Source organism: Nonomuraea sp. NPDC049158 (genome assembly GCF_040648335.1).
In the GTDB taxonomy this organism is placed as follows: Bacteria; Actinomycetota; Actinomycetes; order Streptosporangiales; family Streptosporangiaceae; genus Nonomuraea.
In genome coordinates, this window is the sequence record NZ_JBEZDM010000016.1 from 174,344 (window position 1) to 189,236 (window position 14,893).

14 protein-coding genes are annotated in these 14,893 nt (G+C 71.3%); 3 read left to right on the forward strand and 11 right to left on the reverse strand.

Annotated features, from left to right (window positions below; genetic code table 11):
- Positions 1–96: 96 nt before the first annotated feature.
- Positions 97–726, forward strand: a complete 630-nt coding sequence (locus AB0B61_RS31455) for a helix-turn-helix domain-containing protein (RefSeq protein ID WP_358439436.1) — start codon at positions 97–99, stop codon at positions 724–726.
- Between the two features lie 25 nt (positions 727–751).
- On the opposite strand, the gene AB0B61_RS31460 is transcribed toward AB0B61_RS31455, so the two are convergent.
- Positions 752–2,050 carry a M28 family peptidase gene (locus AB0B61_RS31460; protein WP_358439439.1) on the reverse strand — a complete coding sequence of 433 codons (1,299 nt, stop codon included), beginning with the start codon at positions 2,048–2,050 and terminating at the stop codon, positions 752–754.
- Positions 2,051–2,125: 75 nt separating this feature from the next.
- Here AB0B61_RS31460 and AB0B61_RS31465 point away from each other — a divergent pair, with 75 nt between their 5' ends.
- The gene (locus tag AB0B61_RS31465) at positions 2,126–2,953 is read left to right on the forward strand and encodes an alpha/beta hydrolase (RefSeq protein WP_358439442.1); all 828 of its coding nucleotides are present in this window, start codon (positions 2,126–2,128) and stop codon (positions 2,951–2,953) included.
- On the opposite strand, the gene AB0B61_RS31470 is transcribed toward AB0B61_RS31465, so the two are convergent.
- The 10 genes from AB0B61_RS31470 to AB0B61_RS31515 are packed head-to-tail and all read right to left on the reverse strand — an operon-like array spanning position 2,950 to position 13,224.
- On the reverse strand, positions 2,950–3,894 hold the full coding sequence (locus tag AB0B61_RS31470; protein WP_358439444.1) for a hypothetical protein: 945 nt from the start codon (positions 3,892–3,894) through the stop codon (positions 2,950–2,952). The genes AB0B61_RS31465 and AB0B61_RS31470 overlap by 4 nt on opposite strands.
- The gene (locus AB0B61_RS31475) at positions 3,891–5,108 is read right to left on the reverse strand and encodes an FAD-dependent oxidoreductase (RefSeq protein ID WP_358439447.1); all 1,218 of its coding nucleotides are present in this window, start codon (positions 5,106–5,108) and stop codon (positions 3,891–3,893) included. Before AB0B61_RS31475 ends, AB0B61_RS31470 begins: the two co-directional genes overlap by 4 nt.
- Positions 5,105–5,797, reverse strand: a complete 693-nt coding sequence (locus AB0B61_RS31480) for an SDR family oxidoreductase (RefSeq protein ID WP_358439449.1) — start codon at positions 5,795–5,797, stop codon at positions 5,105–5,107. Before AB0B61_RS31480 ends, AB0B61_RS31475 begins: the two co-directional genes overlap by 4 nt.
- The gene (locus AB0B61_RS31485) at positions 5,794–6,558 is read right to left on the reverse strand and encodes a sugar isomerase domain-containing protein (RefSeq protein ID WP_358439452.1); all 765 of its coding nucleotides are present in this window, start codon (positions 6,556–6,558) and stop codon (positions 5,794–5,796) included. The genes AB0B61_RS31480 and AB0B61_RS31485 overlap by 4 nt, the downstream gene beginning before the upstream one ends.
- Positions 6,555–7,409: an ROK family protein gene (locus tag AB0B61_RS31490; protein WP_358439455.1), complete on the reverse strand. Its 855-nt coding sequence runs from the start codon at positions 7,407–7,409 to the stop codon at positions 6,555–6,557. The genes AB0B61_RS31485 and AB0B61_RS31490 overlap by 4 nt, the downstream gene beginning before the upstream one ends.
- Positions 7,406–9,406: a hypothetical protein gene (locus AB0B61_RS31495; protein WP_358439458.1), complete on the reverse strand. Its 2,001-nt coding sequence runs from the start codon at positions 9,404–9,406 to the stop codon at positions 7,406–7,408. The genes AB0B61_RS31490 and AB0B61_RS31495 overlap by 4 nt, the downstream gene beginning before the upstream one ends.
- Positions 9,403–10,203 (reverse strand): carbohydrate ABC transporter permease, encoded by an 801-nt coding sequence (locus AB0B61_RS31500; protein ID WP_358439460.1) that lies wholly within the window; start codon positions 10,201–10,203, stop codon positions 9,403–9,405. The genes AB0B61_RS31495 and AB0B61_RS31500 overlap by 4 nt, the downstream gene beginning before the upstream one ends.
- Positions 10,200–11,111 carry a sugar ABC transporter permease gene (locus AB0B61_RS31505; RefSeq protein WP_358439463.1) on the reverse strand — a complete coding sequence of 304 codons (912 nt, stop codon included), beginning with the start codon at positions 11,109–11,111 and terminating at the stop codon, positions 10,200–10,202. The genes AB0B61_RS31500 and AB0B61_RS31505 overlap by 4 nt, the downstream gene beginning before the upstream one ends.
- A 2-nt stretch (positions 11,112–11,113) precedes the next feature.
- Positions 11,114–12,403: a substrate-binding domain-containing protein gene (locus AB0B61_RS31510; RefSeq protein ID WP_358439466.1), complete on the reverse strand. Its 1,290-nt coding sequence runs from the start codon at positions 12,401–12,403 to the stop codon at positions 11,114–11,116.
- Positions 12,404–12,456: 53 nt separating this feature from the next.
- On the reverse strand, positions 12,457–13,224 hold the full coding sequence (locus AB0B61_RS31515; protein WP_358439469.1) for a GntR family transcriptional regulator: 768 nt from the start codon (positions 13,222–13,224) through the stop codon (positions 12,457–12,459).
- A gap of 108 nt (positions 13,225–13,332) precedes the next feature.
- Between AB0B61_RS31515 and AB0B61_RS31520 the strand changes: the two genes are divergently transcribed.
- A complete protein-coding gene (locus tag AB0B61_RS31520) occupies positions 13,333–14,847 on the forward strand; it encodes an FG-GAP repeat protein (RefSeq protein ID WP_358439472.1) in 1,515 nt (504 codons plus the stop codon).
- Positions 14,848–14,893: the final 46 nt, after the last annotated feature.

A 14,893-nucleotide genomic window follows, 5' to 3' on the forward strand; every position in this document is an offset into this window, starting at 1 on the left:
CAAAACGGTTGTAGCCGCTGTCCTGATCCTGCGACCGCTATACGCACGCATAGTAGGCTCTCTCAGCAGGCAGCGAGCTATACAAAAGGTGGCAGCGTGACGATCGCACCGGACCCCGAAGACCTCACCGCCCGCGCCCGGATCCGCGACGCGGCGCTGCGGCACTTCGGCGAGCACGGGTTCGAGCGGGCCACGATCCGGGGCATCGCCGAGACCGCCGGTGTGTCCTCCGGGCTGGTACGCCACCACTTCGGCTCCAAAGAGGCGCTGCGCGACGCCTGCGACGACTATCTGGCCAAGTTGATCCGCCGGATCAACGACCAGGTCCGGAACGACCCCATGCCGAGTGACGTGAACTATGTGGCCGTCGCCCGGAACCTCCTGGGGCCCCACCAGCCGTATGTGGGGCGGGCCCTGGCCGAGGGACGGGCCGAGGCCGTCTTCGACGAGCTCGTACGGCTGAGCGAGGAGTGGATCGAGGAGTACGACAAGAGCCGGCCTGATCCCCCTCAGGTGCCCCGCAAGGCACGGGCGGCGGTGGGCACCGCGATGGCGCTGTCGGTGACCGTCCTGCGCCACCACATGTCCCGGGCCCTGGGCGTCGAGGTGCTGAGCCAGGAGGGGGACAAACTGCTCGCCAAGACCCTGATCGACATCTACTCGCATCCCATGCTCAGCCTGGAGGACGCCGCCAAGGCCCAGGCCGCCCTCGACCAGCGCGGCTGAGACTCAGCGCGGCCAAAACTGAGACTCAGCCCAGCTGAGGCGACCACCCGGCGGTCCCGGCCACGATGCGCACGGCCGCGCGGGCCAGCGGCTCCAGCCCCGCCACATCGACCTTGTCGAGGGTGTCGGCCGAGTCGAACAGGTACATCGGCGCCGACAGGAAGTGCACGAGCGGCACCCCTTCCGGATGGAAGAACGCCCCATCGGTCGGCGGCATGGGCGAGAACACGTCGGGCGGCAGCACGAAGGACCGCCGCAGCCCCTCCTCCGCCAGCGTCTCGGCGACCAGCTTCTCCAGCCGCGGCATCCGGCTGGTGAACCACCACCTGACCTCGGGATCCGCGGTGGGGACGAGCTCACCGTCCACGGCCTCGCAGCGCAGCGCCGCGTGTTCGAGATGAACCTGAAGCACCACGTCGGCCAGCGCCGGGCGATGGCGCTCGATGAACGCCCTGGTGCCCGCCGCGTGCGCCATGTGCCCGGACGTGAACAGGAACGTCAGGTTGTGCGGCCGGTCCGAGGCGGGCACCCGGGCCCAGTGACGCGCGGCGGCCAGGACGAGCGCGATGCCCGAAGCGTCCTCGACGGCCGAGGCCCACGGCCCGTCGTGGTGGGAGCCGACAATGACCGTGTGCGGCGAGTTACCAGGCAGCGTGGCGACCACGTTGTACGTGGTCACCGTGTCGGTGACCGACTGGGCCACCAGCTCACCCATACAGGGCAGCCGGGCCAGCAGCCGCCGGGCATCGGCCCCGGACAGCCACAGACCGGGAATCGGCCGCTCGATCGCGTCATAGGGCACGTAGTAGTCGCGTGTCTCCCACGGCAGCCCGGTCAGCGCCCCGATGAAGCCGGCCGCGCCCGCCTCCAGCGCGGGCTCGACGACCTCCATCATCCGCGGTCCGAACGGGAGGGTCTGGACGAGCGTGTCGAAGACGCCCTCCGGGTCGTAGGACGACGTGGCCAGCGTGCTGACGTACGACTGCGGCAGCTCGGTGAAGGCCAGTTCGTCCACCGCGATGTCGCCGGGCCGCGCGTCGGCGAGCGGCGCGATCCTGGCGCGCAGGCCGTCCGTCGGCAGGGTGTGCGGGAGCGGGAACCCGGTCAGCTCCGTGCCGTCGTCGAGCCGGAGCACCCCCAAGCCGGGCTGCCAGCGGGGCACCTCCACCGGCTCCAGCGAGACCTCCAGCCCGAACTCCGTCAGCCGCTCGGCCAGCCACCGCTCGGTCCACGCGTCCGCCGGATAGCCCGGCCGCCGGATGCCCCGGGACACGACGGTCTCGATCCAGCCGAGCATCTCGGCGGCGGAAGGGACGTGATCCATGGGCTGATCCAACCATTGACAGCGGTCATTTGTGAAGCGACAGTTTCGGTCATCCGTACAACTTGTGGAGGCTGTATGAAGCTCGTCGTGGCCGTCATCATGGTCCTGCTGGGGATCATGGCCAGACCGGCCCAGGCCGCGGACACCATCGAGGCGCACTACAAGGTCGCGGGCCCCTGGGCGGTCACGACCGCCGACGTCCCGGGCTACAAGCTCTACTACCCGGCCGACCTCGGCGCCGGCGGCGTCAAGCATCCGATCATCACCTGGGGCAACGGCACGAACGCCGTGCCCACGCAGTATTCCGGGCTGCTCAACCAGCTCGCCTCCTGGGGCTTCGCCGTGGTCGCCTCGACCGACATGACGACCGGCACCGGGTCGGAGATGATCGCCGCCGCCCAGTACCTGATCGCCAGGAACACCGACAGCTCCAGCGTCTTCTACGGCAAGCTCGACGTGACGAAGGTCGGCGCGGTCGGCCACTCCCAGGGCGCCGGCGGTTCGGTGAACACCGCGACCAAGTCCGGCGGCCTGATCGACACCGTCGTCCCCATCGCGCTGCCTGCCCCCATCTGGGTGAGCTCGGGGGACAAGTTCTACGTCGACCAGCTGGCCTGCCCGGTGCTGTTCGTCAGCGGCGCCAACGACACCCTCATCTCGCCCAACTCGGCCCTCCAGACGTACTACGGCCAGGTTCCAGGAGCGGCGGCGAAGGCGCAGCTCAAGGGCGCCGACCACAACACGGTCCAGGGCACGGGCGGCGGCTTCCTCGGCTACGTGACGGCCTGGCTGATGTACCAGCTCCAGGGCGACACCTACGCCAGAGGCGCCTTCGCCGGCACCACCCCGGAGCTCAACACCAACACCAACTGGCAGAACCAGGTGGGGAAGAACCTGCCCTAACGACGCAGCGCGAAGGCGGCGCGCGGGTTGCCGGTCAGCGCCGCCTTGGCCACCTCACCCAGCCCCGCGGCCTCCAGCCGCGGCACGAACCGCTCCAGGAGGTACGTCAGGCCGGGCCCGCCGCCCAGGCTCGGCCAGTACGACCTGCGCGCCAGATCCATCCCGAACAGCACCCGATCCCCCAGCCCGCGCTCGGCGAGCTCGGCGACAAGCGCGACGATCTCGCTGTCCGGGCCGTACTTGACCCGCCCCGGCCGGTCGAAGGCCAGATAGGCCCCTCTCTCCGCCAATGAGACGAGATATCCGGCGTCGGGATTGTGGTCGATGTGACCGAGCACCACCCGATCGGCCGCCACCCCTTCCGAGGCCAGCGCGTCCAGCAGCTCGTGTCCCATCGTGCCCTTGTCGCAATGGGTGACGACCGGCACTCCGGTCCGCCTGGCGGCGGCCGCCACCGCGCCGACCAGCCGCGCCACACCGCGCCCGAACGAGTGGTACGCCGTGGCGATCTTGATGGCGCCCGCCCGGGCCGACGACCGCCGCACCAGCGGCCCCACCAGCCCGTACTCGTCCATGCCCTGCTCGATCTCGGCCACGAGGAGCTCCGTGATCTCGTCGACCGAGTAGCGGTGCATCCAGTGCGCGTCGCTGTAGTAGCCGCTCTTGTGGAACCCGGTCACCGCGATCACGTGCAGCCCGGTCCGCTCCGCCAGCTCCTTCATCAGGGACGGACTGCGGCCGAACCCGAGCGGCGTCATCTCGACCACCGCGGACAGGCCCAGCCGCTGCGCCTCCGTCACCTCCACCACGGCCGCGTCGAGGGAGTCGAGCCGGTAGTCCGGCTCGTTGCGCACCGGCCAGCCACCGGTCATGAACAGGTGCTCGTGCGCATAGGTGATGCCCAGCTCCTCGACATCCCCCAGCACGGTACGGACGGTCACAGAAGCGCTCCTTCTTCTCGCAGCCGCGTGCGCAGCAGCTCCACGTCCACCGCCGCGGGCTCCACCCCGGCCTGTACGGCCAGCGCCGCGGCCGTCCCCGCCGCCTGCCCCATCGCCATGCACTGCCCCATGGACCGGGCGGAGGCGTGGGCGTCGTGCGTGGCCGACAGGCAGCGGCCGGCCACGATCAGCCCGTCCACCTCGACGGGGAGCAGGCACCGGTAGGGGATGCCGTAGGTGCCGAAGTCGTGGACGTACTCCCAGCGGGTGGCGGCCCCCGAGTCGTGGTCCTCGATGGGCGCGCCGCACCGCGCGATCGTGTCGGGAAAATCCCGCCCGGCCAACACATCATCAGAAGTCAGGACATATCGTCCGACCAGGCGGCGTGACTCCCGTACCCCGATACGTACGGACGTGCTGAGCAGCACGGCCGAGCCGTACCCCGGGACCTTCGCCCGCAGGAAGGCGACATAGTCGCGGACCTGCCGCCGCCCCACCCGCTCGGCCTCCGCCAGCTCGACCGGATCGGTCGGATCGAGGCCGGTAACCCGCGTGAGGTTGGTGTGCACGATCCCGTCGTTCACGGTCCGATGCACGGACCCCTCGCGCCTCGGCAGATCGGCGTCGGCCATCAGCGCGTGCAGCTCCGCCGTGCTGGTCGCGGACAGATCGACCCCGCCGAGCCGGAACGTGGCCGTCATCGGCTGCAGCCGCATCCCGGGGCGTTCGAGGGTGGCCCCGGCCCGCCAGGCCACCTCGGCGTCCCCGGTGGCGTCGATCACCACCTGGGCCTTGACCAGGAACCGGCCCGCCACGGTCTCCACGACGACGCCGGTGCCCGGCACGAAGTCGCAGACCCTGGCGTGCAGGAGCGCGTCCGGGACCAGCGCGTCCCAGACCAGCTTGAGCTCCTCCGGCTCGTAGGTCACCCCGGTGCCCGCGCCATAGGTGTTGGGCCGCTCGAAGGCGGCCCCGGCCTCGAAGAGCCGCTCGCACACCTCCCAGCCGACGCCGCCGACGACCCGCCGCGAGACGGGACCGGGGGCGTAGAAGCCGTAGAAGGTGTCGAGCACCGCGGCACCCGTACCGCCGAGGAAGCCCGCCGACTCCACCAGCAGGCACGACGCCCCGGTACGCGCCGCCGCGACGGCGGCCGCGCATCCCGCGCTGCCTCCGCCCGCGACCACGACATCGCCTTCCCACAGGACGTTCATCGCAGGTGCCACCCTCCGTCGACGGGAATGACCGCGCCCGTGGTCCGTCCGGACGACGGGGACAGCAGCCACAGCACGGCCTGGGCGACCTCCTCCGGCTGGCACAGCTCGGCGCCGAGCGGCATCAGCGACGGCAGCTTGGCCTTGATCGCCTCGGAGCTCTGGGCGCGGCGGCTCATCGGCGTGGCCACCAGCCCGGCAGAGATCAGGTTGACCCGCACGCCGTGCGGCGCCGCCTCGCGGGCCGCGGTCCTGATCAGCGGGATCAGCGCGCCCTTGGCCGAGGCGTAGGCCACGGTGCGGAAGTCGTCGTCGAGCGAGGAGCCCAGCGCCGAGCCGATCACCACGATCGACCCGCCCTCCCGCATCGCGGGGATCGCCGCGCGCAGCAGCCGGAACACCGACTCGTGGTTGACCCGGTGCACCTCGTGCCAGGCCGTGTCGGTGCACTCGACCACGCCGCCGTCGCCGAGCGAGCGGCCCGACATGCCGACCGCGTGCACGACGCCGGAGATCTCCCCGTGCACGGCCGTCGCCTGGGCGAGGGCCTTCTCCGCGTGCCCCGGCGTGGTGATGTCGATGCCGCCGGCCAGGTCCACGCCGAAGGCGGCCCCGCCGGTGGCCTCGACCGCCGCCACGCAGGCCCGGCCGATGCCGCCGTCCGAGCCGGCCACCAGTACGGCGCTCATGGCTTCCTGAGCACGGCGGCGGCGCGGCGGGCGTGTTCGAGGTAGGCGGCCTCGAACAGCTCCTCCGAGCGCGGGCCGCCGACGAGCTTGGCGCTGGAGATGACCGGCGGGACCCAGCCGCCCGCGACGAGCAGCTCGGCGGTACGGACCTTGATCTCGTTGACCACGGAGACCGCGGCCAGCGTGCTGCCCGGACCGACCGGCTCGGCCAGCCCGTCGACGGAGCACAGCGCATCGCCGACCGGGGTGCACAGGTCGATCACCACGTCGGCGTGGTCGGCGAGCCGGGTCCCGCTGGGGTGACCCGGCTCGACGGCCGTGGTCTCCCGCATCGACGTGACGGCCACCACGGACAGTCCCGCCTTGCGCAGCCCCATCGCCATCTCGATCGGCACGGCGTTCAGGCCGCTGACGCTGAACACGATGGCCGCGTCGCTCGGCCGTAGCTCGAAGTTGGCCAGGATGGCGTCGGCGAGCCCTTGGACCCGCTCGATGAACATCGCCTGCCGCATCCCGTTCGACCCGGCCACCTGGGTGTAGAAGGTCGTCGACAGGTCCACGATGGGATGGAAGCCGGGATAGGAGCCGTAGCGGGGGAACATCTCCTCCACACCTATCCGCGAATGTCCGGTCCCGAACGTGTGCACCACGCCCCCGCCGCCGATGGCCGAGGCGGCCGTCCGAGCGGCCGCGGCGAGCGCGTCCTCCTGTGTCCGCTCGATCTCGCCGAGCAGGTCCATCGCGCGCCGTATCCATTTCATCCAGATCTCCTCCCGTAGAGCGCGGCGCCGATCGCCCCGGCCATCGGGCCGAGTACGGCAGGTAGCACCGCGATGTCCCCGATGAGCGGACGTCGCCGCTCAAGTTCCGTGTTCAGCGCGGATCGCATGAGATCGAGCGCGCCGGAGACCCCGCCGCCCACGACCACCGTGCCGACGCCGAAGAACGCCGCCGCGTCGCCCAGCGCGATGCCGAGCGCCCAGCCGGCCCTGGACAGCGCGCCCAGGGCCCGCCCGTCGCCCGCCCGTGCGGCCTCGGCGACCTCCTTGGGCGAGCCGGAGCCGAAGGCCCGCACGATGCCCGGCCCGCCGGCGAACGTCTCCACGCAGCCCCGGTTGCCGCAGCAGCACACCGGCCCCCAGGGGGAGACCGTGACGTGCCCGATCTCGCCGAGATTGTCGCGCGGGCCGACGAGTATCCCGCCGCGCAGCGCCACCGCCCCGCCCACCCCGGTCCCGAGCACCGCGAACAGCACGTCGGGCAGCCCGCGCGCCGCCCCGAGGAGCAGCTCGGCGAGCCCGAACGCGCGGGCGTCGTTGACCACGGTCACCGGCGCCCCGGTCAGGGCGCCCAGCCGCGAGCCGACCGGATAGCCGTCCCAGTCGCCGGGCGGGTTCGGCACGAACAGCGCGGTCCCGGTGTCGCGGTCCACGTGGCCGGGCAGCCCGATGCCGATGCTCTCCACCCGGCGGGCGGCCAGCGAGGCCACGAACGCCATCGTCTCGTCGGGGTCCGGCGGCGTGGGGACGGTGCCCGAGCCGACCACCGTCTCGCCATCCAGAACCACCCATTTGGTGTACGTGCCGCCGACGTCGATCCCGAGCCGCGTCACAGCCCGACCTTCAGGACTCGCGACGCGAATCCGGCGTCCTCGGGCGCCGCGACCGGGCGGAACGGCTCGACGCCGAGCAGCCGCAGGTAGGCCAGCAGCGGCTGGGAGTGGCTGTGCAGGTTGGCGACGGGGTAGGCCTGCATGGCCACACCGAGGTCGGCCAGGTCCCAGGTGCGCCCTGGCCGCTCGGTCTCGGGCGCCAGGTAGGCGTCGGGCCCGGACAGCGTGCCTTCCCATACGTCCGGATAGGCAGCCGCGTGGGCGGCCAGGGACATCCGGCGCCACCACTGCCAGCCCAGCTCGGGGGCGTGCTCGGCGGCAGCCCAGATCAGCGTCATGTTGATCGCGTACCAGATCGTGCCGACCCCGCCGGGGCCATAGGCGCCCTTATCAGGCCAGCGCAGCCGGGCGCCCAGCGGCGAATCGGCGGCGGAAGTCCGCTCAATCGTGTGCAACAGCTCCACAGCCCGCTCAGGTGGTGCGGCGCCGCACAGGATCGCCCAAGGCTGTACTTCCAGCCACAGGTCGGACTCCCCGACGACGGCTCCCGGGCCGTACGCGCGCCGGTACCACCGGCCGTTCCACTCCCCCGCCACCAGGTCGCGCAGCTCCTCGCCGAGCTCGCGGGCCTCGGCGGCGGTCGCGTGGTCGCCGAGCCGCTCGGCCAGGACCGCGTAGCGGGGCAGGACCCAGGCGGCCATGGCCGAGTTCAGGACCGACTCGCCGTGGGAGATCATCACCTCGCGCTCCACCCCGCTCTCGGTGATGGCCATGTCGTTCCAGTCGGCGTTCAGTATCCGCAGGTGGCCGTGCTCTCCCCGGCCCACCACGTCGGTGAGGAACCTGAACTGCCGGCGCAGGTTCGCGCCGAGCGACACCGGCGTGGCCCTGTGGACCGGGTGGTACGGCACGGGTTCGCCGAAGGCCGCCAGGTCGCCCGTCGCGCTCAGGTATTCGGCCGCCAGCCACAGGGCCCACAGGTTCTGGTCCGAGGGCCGGAACAGGTCGGTCCATGGCTGCTTGTCCGGTCCGAGCGCATAAGGCAGGTCGCCGTCGGGGCCGCCCCACGCGCACGTGTTGCGCAGCACGGACAGGGCCAGGTCCGGCTCGATGTAGACCAGCGGCAGCGCGTGCTGGAGCGGATCGCGCGCGGCGCCGTTGAAGCCGTGCCGGAAGGAGTAGCACGAGCCCTGGTCGAGGGTGTGCCCGCCGAGCACGCCGTCGGCGCAGGCCGCGCCGGTCAGCAGCGCCGCGTGCCACGGGACCTCCCGCTCGGCCTCGGGCGCCCGCGCCGCGACCGCCCTCGGCAGCCGCTCGCGCAGCGCGGCGAGGCTGCCGGCGAACGAGCCGGTCACCTCACCCATCCGGCCATCCGTCGCACTGTCCAGCAGCCCGTATCTCAGCTCCAGCAGCCGCTCTCCGCCCGCCGCCAGTTCCAGGGGGATGGCCAGGCGGCCGGACCCGGTCCTCGGGCCGCCGACGAGCTCCAGCTCCAGCCCGGGATCCTCGCTCGGCTTGGCGCCGCTGATGAGCTCGACCCGGGCCGCCCCGGCCGTCCACTCCTCGGTCAGCTCCAGCCGTACCGGCTCGTCGAGCAGGTTGCGTACGTGCAGCCGGATCAGCACCCACGGATGCTCACCCTCGGGGCACAGCACCGTGCGGTCCAGGGCCACGCGGTCGTCGGCGACCCGGACGATCGCGAACGTCGGCCCGAAGACCCGCTCCGATCCCGAAATATCGGTGGAAAGGGTGCCGACGCGCGTCACCCCCGTGCCACGGGTGAGCCACAGCAGCCCGGTGTGCTCGTCGAACAGGTCGCTGAGCCCGTAGTTGTCCGCGACCAGCGTGATGCGCCGGTTGCCGACATGGACGAAGTGCCGCCGGGTGAGCGGATCCAGGACGGGGTTCCACTCCGCGCGCGGGTCGCTGTCCTGATCCATCGTGTAGGCGAAGGCGGGCAGCCCGTACGCGGTGGTCCATGCGCCGAACGCGCTCATTTCCGTACCCCTCCCAAGGTCAGCCCCGCCACGTAGTAGCGCTGCAGCAGGAACATCAGCACCAGCGGCGGCACCGCCGTGATCAGGGCCGCGGTGCTGACCAGGCCGATGCTGAAGTCGTACTCCGTCTGGAGTTGCGAGAGCCCCACGGGCAGCGGCCAGAGGCCGGGATCGTTGGCCACGATGAGCGGCCACAGCAGGTTGTCCCACTGCGCGAGGAACTGCAGCAGGAAGAGCGTGAGCAGCGCGGGCCGCAGCAGCGGCACCCCGATGCGGACGAAGATCCGCAACTCGCTCGCGCCGTCGACCCGCGCCGACAGCAGCAGCTCATGCGGCAGGGCCAGGGCGAACTGGCGGACCAGGAACACCCCGAACGCGCTCATCATGAACGGCACGATCATCCCCTGGTAGGAGTTGATCCAGCCCAGCTCCTTGACGATGAGGTACATCGGCACGAGCACCACGATCGGCGACAGCGACAGCGTCCCCACGATGACCGCGAACAGCACCCGGCTGCCGGGGAACCTGAGCTGCGCGAGCGCGTATCCGGCGGCCGAGGAGAAGATCACTTCGAGGACGCCGATGCCGAGCGCGAGGATCAGGCTGTTACGCAGGTAGAGGGGGAAGCCGCCCTGGTCGAACAGCTGCGTGACGTGCGCGCCCAGCTGGGAGATGTCGAAGCCGAACCCGCCGAGATCGGTCGCGTCCGACGCGGACGAGACCGCGAACATCGCGTACACCGGCAGCAGCAGGACGGCCACGACCAGCGTCAGCAGGGTGTTGCGGACCACCTTCACCCGTCCTCGCCTCCCCTGAGCACCCTGAACTGCACGAGCGAGAGCGCCAGCATGGCCACCAGCAGCACCATCGCGATCGCCGAGGCGTAGCCCATGCGCTCGAACCCGAAGCCGGTCGCCCACAGGTAGAGCGGCAGCACCTCGGTGGCGCCCGCGGGGCCGCCCTTGGTGAGCAGGAAGGCGGGCACGAACGACTGCATCGCCCCGACCACCGCGATGACCAGCACGAACAGCAGCGTTCGGCGTAGCAGCGGAAGCGTGATGCGGTAGAAGACCCGAATCGGACCGGCGCCGTCGAGCGCGGCCGCCTCGAACACGCTCAGCGGCAGCCCCTGCAGCCCGGCGGTCAGGATGATCACGAACAGCCCGAGGTGCTTCCAGGTCGTCATGATCACCAGGGCCCAGAGCGCGAGCCCCTCGTCGGTCAGCCACGGCTTCGGCTCCACTCCGACGAGCCCGATCAGCGCGTTCGCCAGGCCTTTGTCGGCGAAGATCACCGACCACACCATCGAGGTGGCCACCAGCGGCATCGCCGCCGGGATCATCACCAGCCCGCGAAGGAAGGCGTTGTAGCGGCCCGGCTTGCTCAGCGGCACCGCGATCGCCAGGCCGAGCACGATCGACGGGACCACGGACCCGATCGTGTAGGCGGCGGTGACCCGGGCCGAGTTCCAGAAGCCGGGGTCGCCGAGCATTCTGCGGTAGTTGTCCAGGCCGGTCCATTCGGGCGTCCCGGCGAAGTCGTAGCTGGTGAAGCTGAGGTACACGGCCGCGACGAACGGCACGAGCCAGAAGACCAGGAAGTAGACCGCCGCCGGTAAGGCCAGCAGACCGCCGGTGCGTGCCTCCGCCCACCGCTGGCCCTTGCCCGAGACCTTTGTGACGGGCGGCACCAGGCGTAAGGACACCGTCACAGCGTCATCCGCATCGCCTGGTCGAAGTCCGCCGCCGCCTGCTCGGGCGTCTTCTTGCCGAAGGCCACCGCGTCGGCCGCGTCGGTCAGCGCCTTGGCCATCTCGTTCCACACCGGTGTCTGCGGGCCGAAGTCGGCGTAGGGGGCCGCGGCCGCCATGATGTCCAGCGCCTTCTGGTCGGCGCCTGACAACTTCTCCCAGCCCTTGACCGGGGTGAGGATGCTGGCGTCCTTGAGCTGCTTGGCCGCGACGTCCTGGCGCTGGAGGTAGTCGACGAAGTGCCAGGCGGTGTACGGCAGCTTCGACTGCTTGGCCACCGCCCACCCCCAGGTGTAGGCCGGGGCGACCGGCTTGCCCGCGTCCCAGCGCGGCATCGGGGCGATGTCGAAGACGTCGCCGAAGGTCAGCTTGGGGTTCAGCGAGGGGAACAGGTCCATCGCGAACAGCCCGGAGACCAGCATGGCCGCCTCGCCGGTGGCGAACAGCCCGAAGCCGGACAGCGGGTTCGACAGCTTCGCGTTGCCCAGGCTCCCGTAGTAGCGCAGCGCCTCGACCCCCGCGTCAGTGGCCAGCGTCGCCTTGCCGGCGTCGGGGCTGAGTATCGTGCCGCCCTTCCCCTTGACCAGGGCGAGCAGCTGCATCAGCGTCCACTGCGGATTGCCCAGGATCCACTGCAGGCCCACCTTCTTGCCGTCGGCCGAGGTCAGCCGCTTGCTGTACTCGGCGACCTCCTCCCAGGTCGTGGGCGGCTTGTCCGGATCGAGGCCGGCTGCCGCGAACCTGTCCTTGCGGTAGTAGAGGTAGCAGATCGTGTAGTCGGTGGGGACGCCGTACAGCTTGCCCTCGTACGACAGCGAGCTGATCGCGTGCTCGTCGTAGTCCTGGACCAGCGCCTTCTCGTCGGCCACGCCCATGGCCTTGGGGATGATCGGGGCGAGCCGGCCCTTGCGCGCGTGACCCGGAATGGTCCAGCCGCCGATCCTGAACAGGTCGGGCGGCACGTCACCGGCGAAGGCGGTCAGCAGCTTGGCGTCGAGCTTGTCCACCGGCACGTAGAGCGGGGTGATGTCGACACCGCCGAACTCCTGCATGTAACTGCGCAGCAGCGGGGTGAACACCGCGTCGTACGCCTTGGTCTGGTGCAGCCAGACGGAGATCTTCCCTCGCGGCACCCCGTCGGCGGGCACCGTGGCCACCGGTTCGGCGGAGCCGCAGGCGGCCAGCAGGCCGGACGCCGTGGTCAGCGCCGCGGTCTTGAGCAAGTTGCGCCGGGTCATCATGGACATGCTCAACCTCCGGAACGGCGATGCCGTCCAGGTAGATGACTGTTTGGGGGGTATTACTGGCCCATCAGGGCGTTCTTGGCGTCGTTGAGCTCCACGGAGAACACGGCGAAGTCGCCGCGCGCGTGGCGGATGGTGTATTCGAGCGCGACACCGCTCTCGGTGCACGTGTTGCGGGCGGTCGCGAGCAGGGCCGCGGCCATGGGGACATGCAGCAGCTGGGCGAGCCGGTAGTCGGCGTTGACCGCGCCGATCGTCTCCCTGCCACTCGCGGGGGACAGTCCGTACTTCACCCGCAGCAGGTCGTAGAGCGAACCTGTCAGGTCCTCGTCGAGGATGCCGGGCACCAGCTCGGCGGGCAGGTGGGCGCTCTCCAGCATGCAGGGCGCGCCTTCGAGCAGCCGCAGCCGCTCGATGAAGACGATCTGCTCCGTCTCCCGGACACCGAGCGCCACGGCGACCTCGGCGCCCGCCGGCTGCAGATGGGCCTTGAGCACCTGCGTCGTCGGCCTGCGGCCGAGCCGCGCCATCGTCTCGGTGAAGCCGACCGGGCCCGCGCCCAGCTCGGGGGCCACGGCCAGCGGCGCGGTGTAGGTGCCGCTGCCCTGCCTGGCCACCAGCAGGCCCTCCTGCACCAGGTCGCCGATCGCCCGGCGGGCCGTCGCCCGGCTCACGCCCGCGTACGCCATGAGGTCCTTCTCGGCGGGGATGGGCGTGTCGGGCTCGCAGTCACGGATGGCCGCCCGCAGGCGCTCGCGCAGTTGGTAGTAGAGCGGCACCACGGCTGACGGGTCGAGGGCCAGCCGGCGTTCCCAGTCGGTCATACGCTCACGTCCTAAGTTGTACGGACGACCGTATCTTTTCCGCTCGACCCGGATGGTGTCAACCACTCGTTGTGTATCGTGCTGAGGTCGAGCGCCGGTGGAGGATCTGTGCGGGGCGTCATGTGTACGGTGATCTGCGCGTCCCTCGTGCTGGGCGGCGCCGAATCCCGGCCCCACGAGGGCGACTCCCGGCCCGCCGCGAGCTCGCCGAGCACCGCCACCCCGGTCGGCTTCACCGCGGCCAAGGTCGACTTCAACCGTGACGGATTCGAGGACTACGCGGTCTCAGCCCCGGCGGGTACGGTCGGCCACACCCTCAAAGCCGGATATATCGCCATCTTGTATGGGGCGGCCGGTGGCGTCGATCCCGCCCGGCGCCGGATCCTGCACCTCGACAGCTCCAACGTGGCCGGCGATCCCGTGGCCGGGGACGCGTTCGGGGCCCGCACCGCCGCCGGTGACTTCGACGCCGACGGCTACACCGACCTGGCGGTCAGCTCGTACAACCCCTTCGAGCTGGACCGGCGGTTCGTCACCCTGCTGTGGGGCGGCAAGGACGGGCTGGCGCTGGGCACCCCGCTGATCGACCCCCCGCGCACCGACGTACCGCCGGACCTGGTCGACCGGACCGAGGGCCAGGAGCTGGCGGTCGGCGACTTCGACGGCGACGGCAAGGACGACCTGGCCGCCACCAGCGAGCGGGGGCTGGTGAACGTCTTCCACGGCCCGTTCCCGCGTGCCGGCCGCCCGGCCCGCAAGGTCGTCCTGGACGGGTCCTACGAGCATCCGACCAGGCTGGTGGCCGGCGACCTGACCGGCGACGGCAAGGACGACCTGGTCACCACGCACGCCTGGGAGGAGACGGCCGAGCCGTCCCTGTTCTGGAAGGGCGGCCCGCAGGGGCTCGCCGGGCGGCCGAGGCGGCTGGACGCGGCCGCCACCGGCAGCGTGGGCGACCTCGACGGCGACCACTACGGCGACCTGGTGCTGCGCGTCATCCCCAGCGGCTTCGTCGACACCCTGAAGGCTGACGAAGGCACCATCAAGGTCCTGTACGGCTCGGCGGACGGTCCCGGCCGCCGCACCCGCACCCTGACCCAGGACAGCCCCGGCGTGCCGGGGATCGGCGCGCGAGGAGATCAGTTCGGCTTCGACCTCGCCACCGGAGACGTGGACGGCGACGGGTACGCCGACATCGCCGCGGGCGTGCCCGGCAAGACCGGTGGTGGCGCCGTGCTGCTGTTCAGAGGCGGCAGGGGCGGCCCGACCGGGGCGCGGCTGTTCACCCAGGCCAGCCCAGGCGTTCCCGGGACCGCCGAGGACGGAGACCGGTTCGGCGCCTCCGTCAGCCTGCTCGACCTCAACGGCGACGGCCGCGCCGACCTCGGTGTGGGCGCCCCCGGAGAGGACAGCGGGGCCAAGCCAGGCGTCGGCTCCCCTGGAGAGGACGGCCGGGCCAAGCCGAGCGCCGGAGAGGGCCGCACAGTTGCCGAGACCGGAGCGGCCTGGGTGCTGCCCGGTTCACCCGGCGGCTTGACCGCCGAAGGCGGCCTCTCGTTCGACCCGGCCGCCATCCAGGCATCCGACACGGGCTCCCACCTGGGAATGTGGTCCGCCAAATAGGGCCGACAACGGGCTTCCTCGACGAAGGCGCGGGCCGAAAGATCAG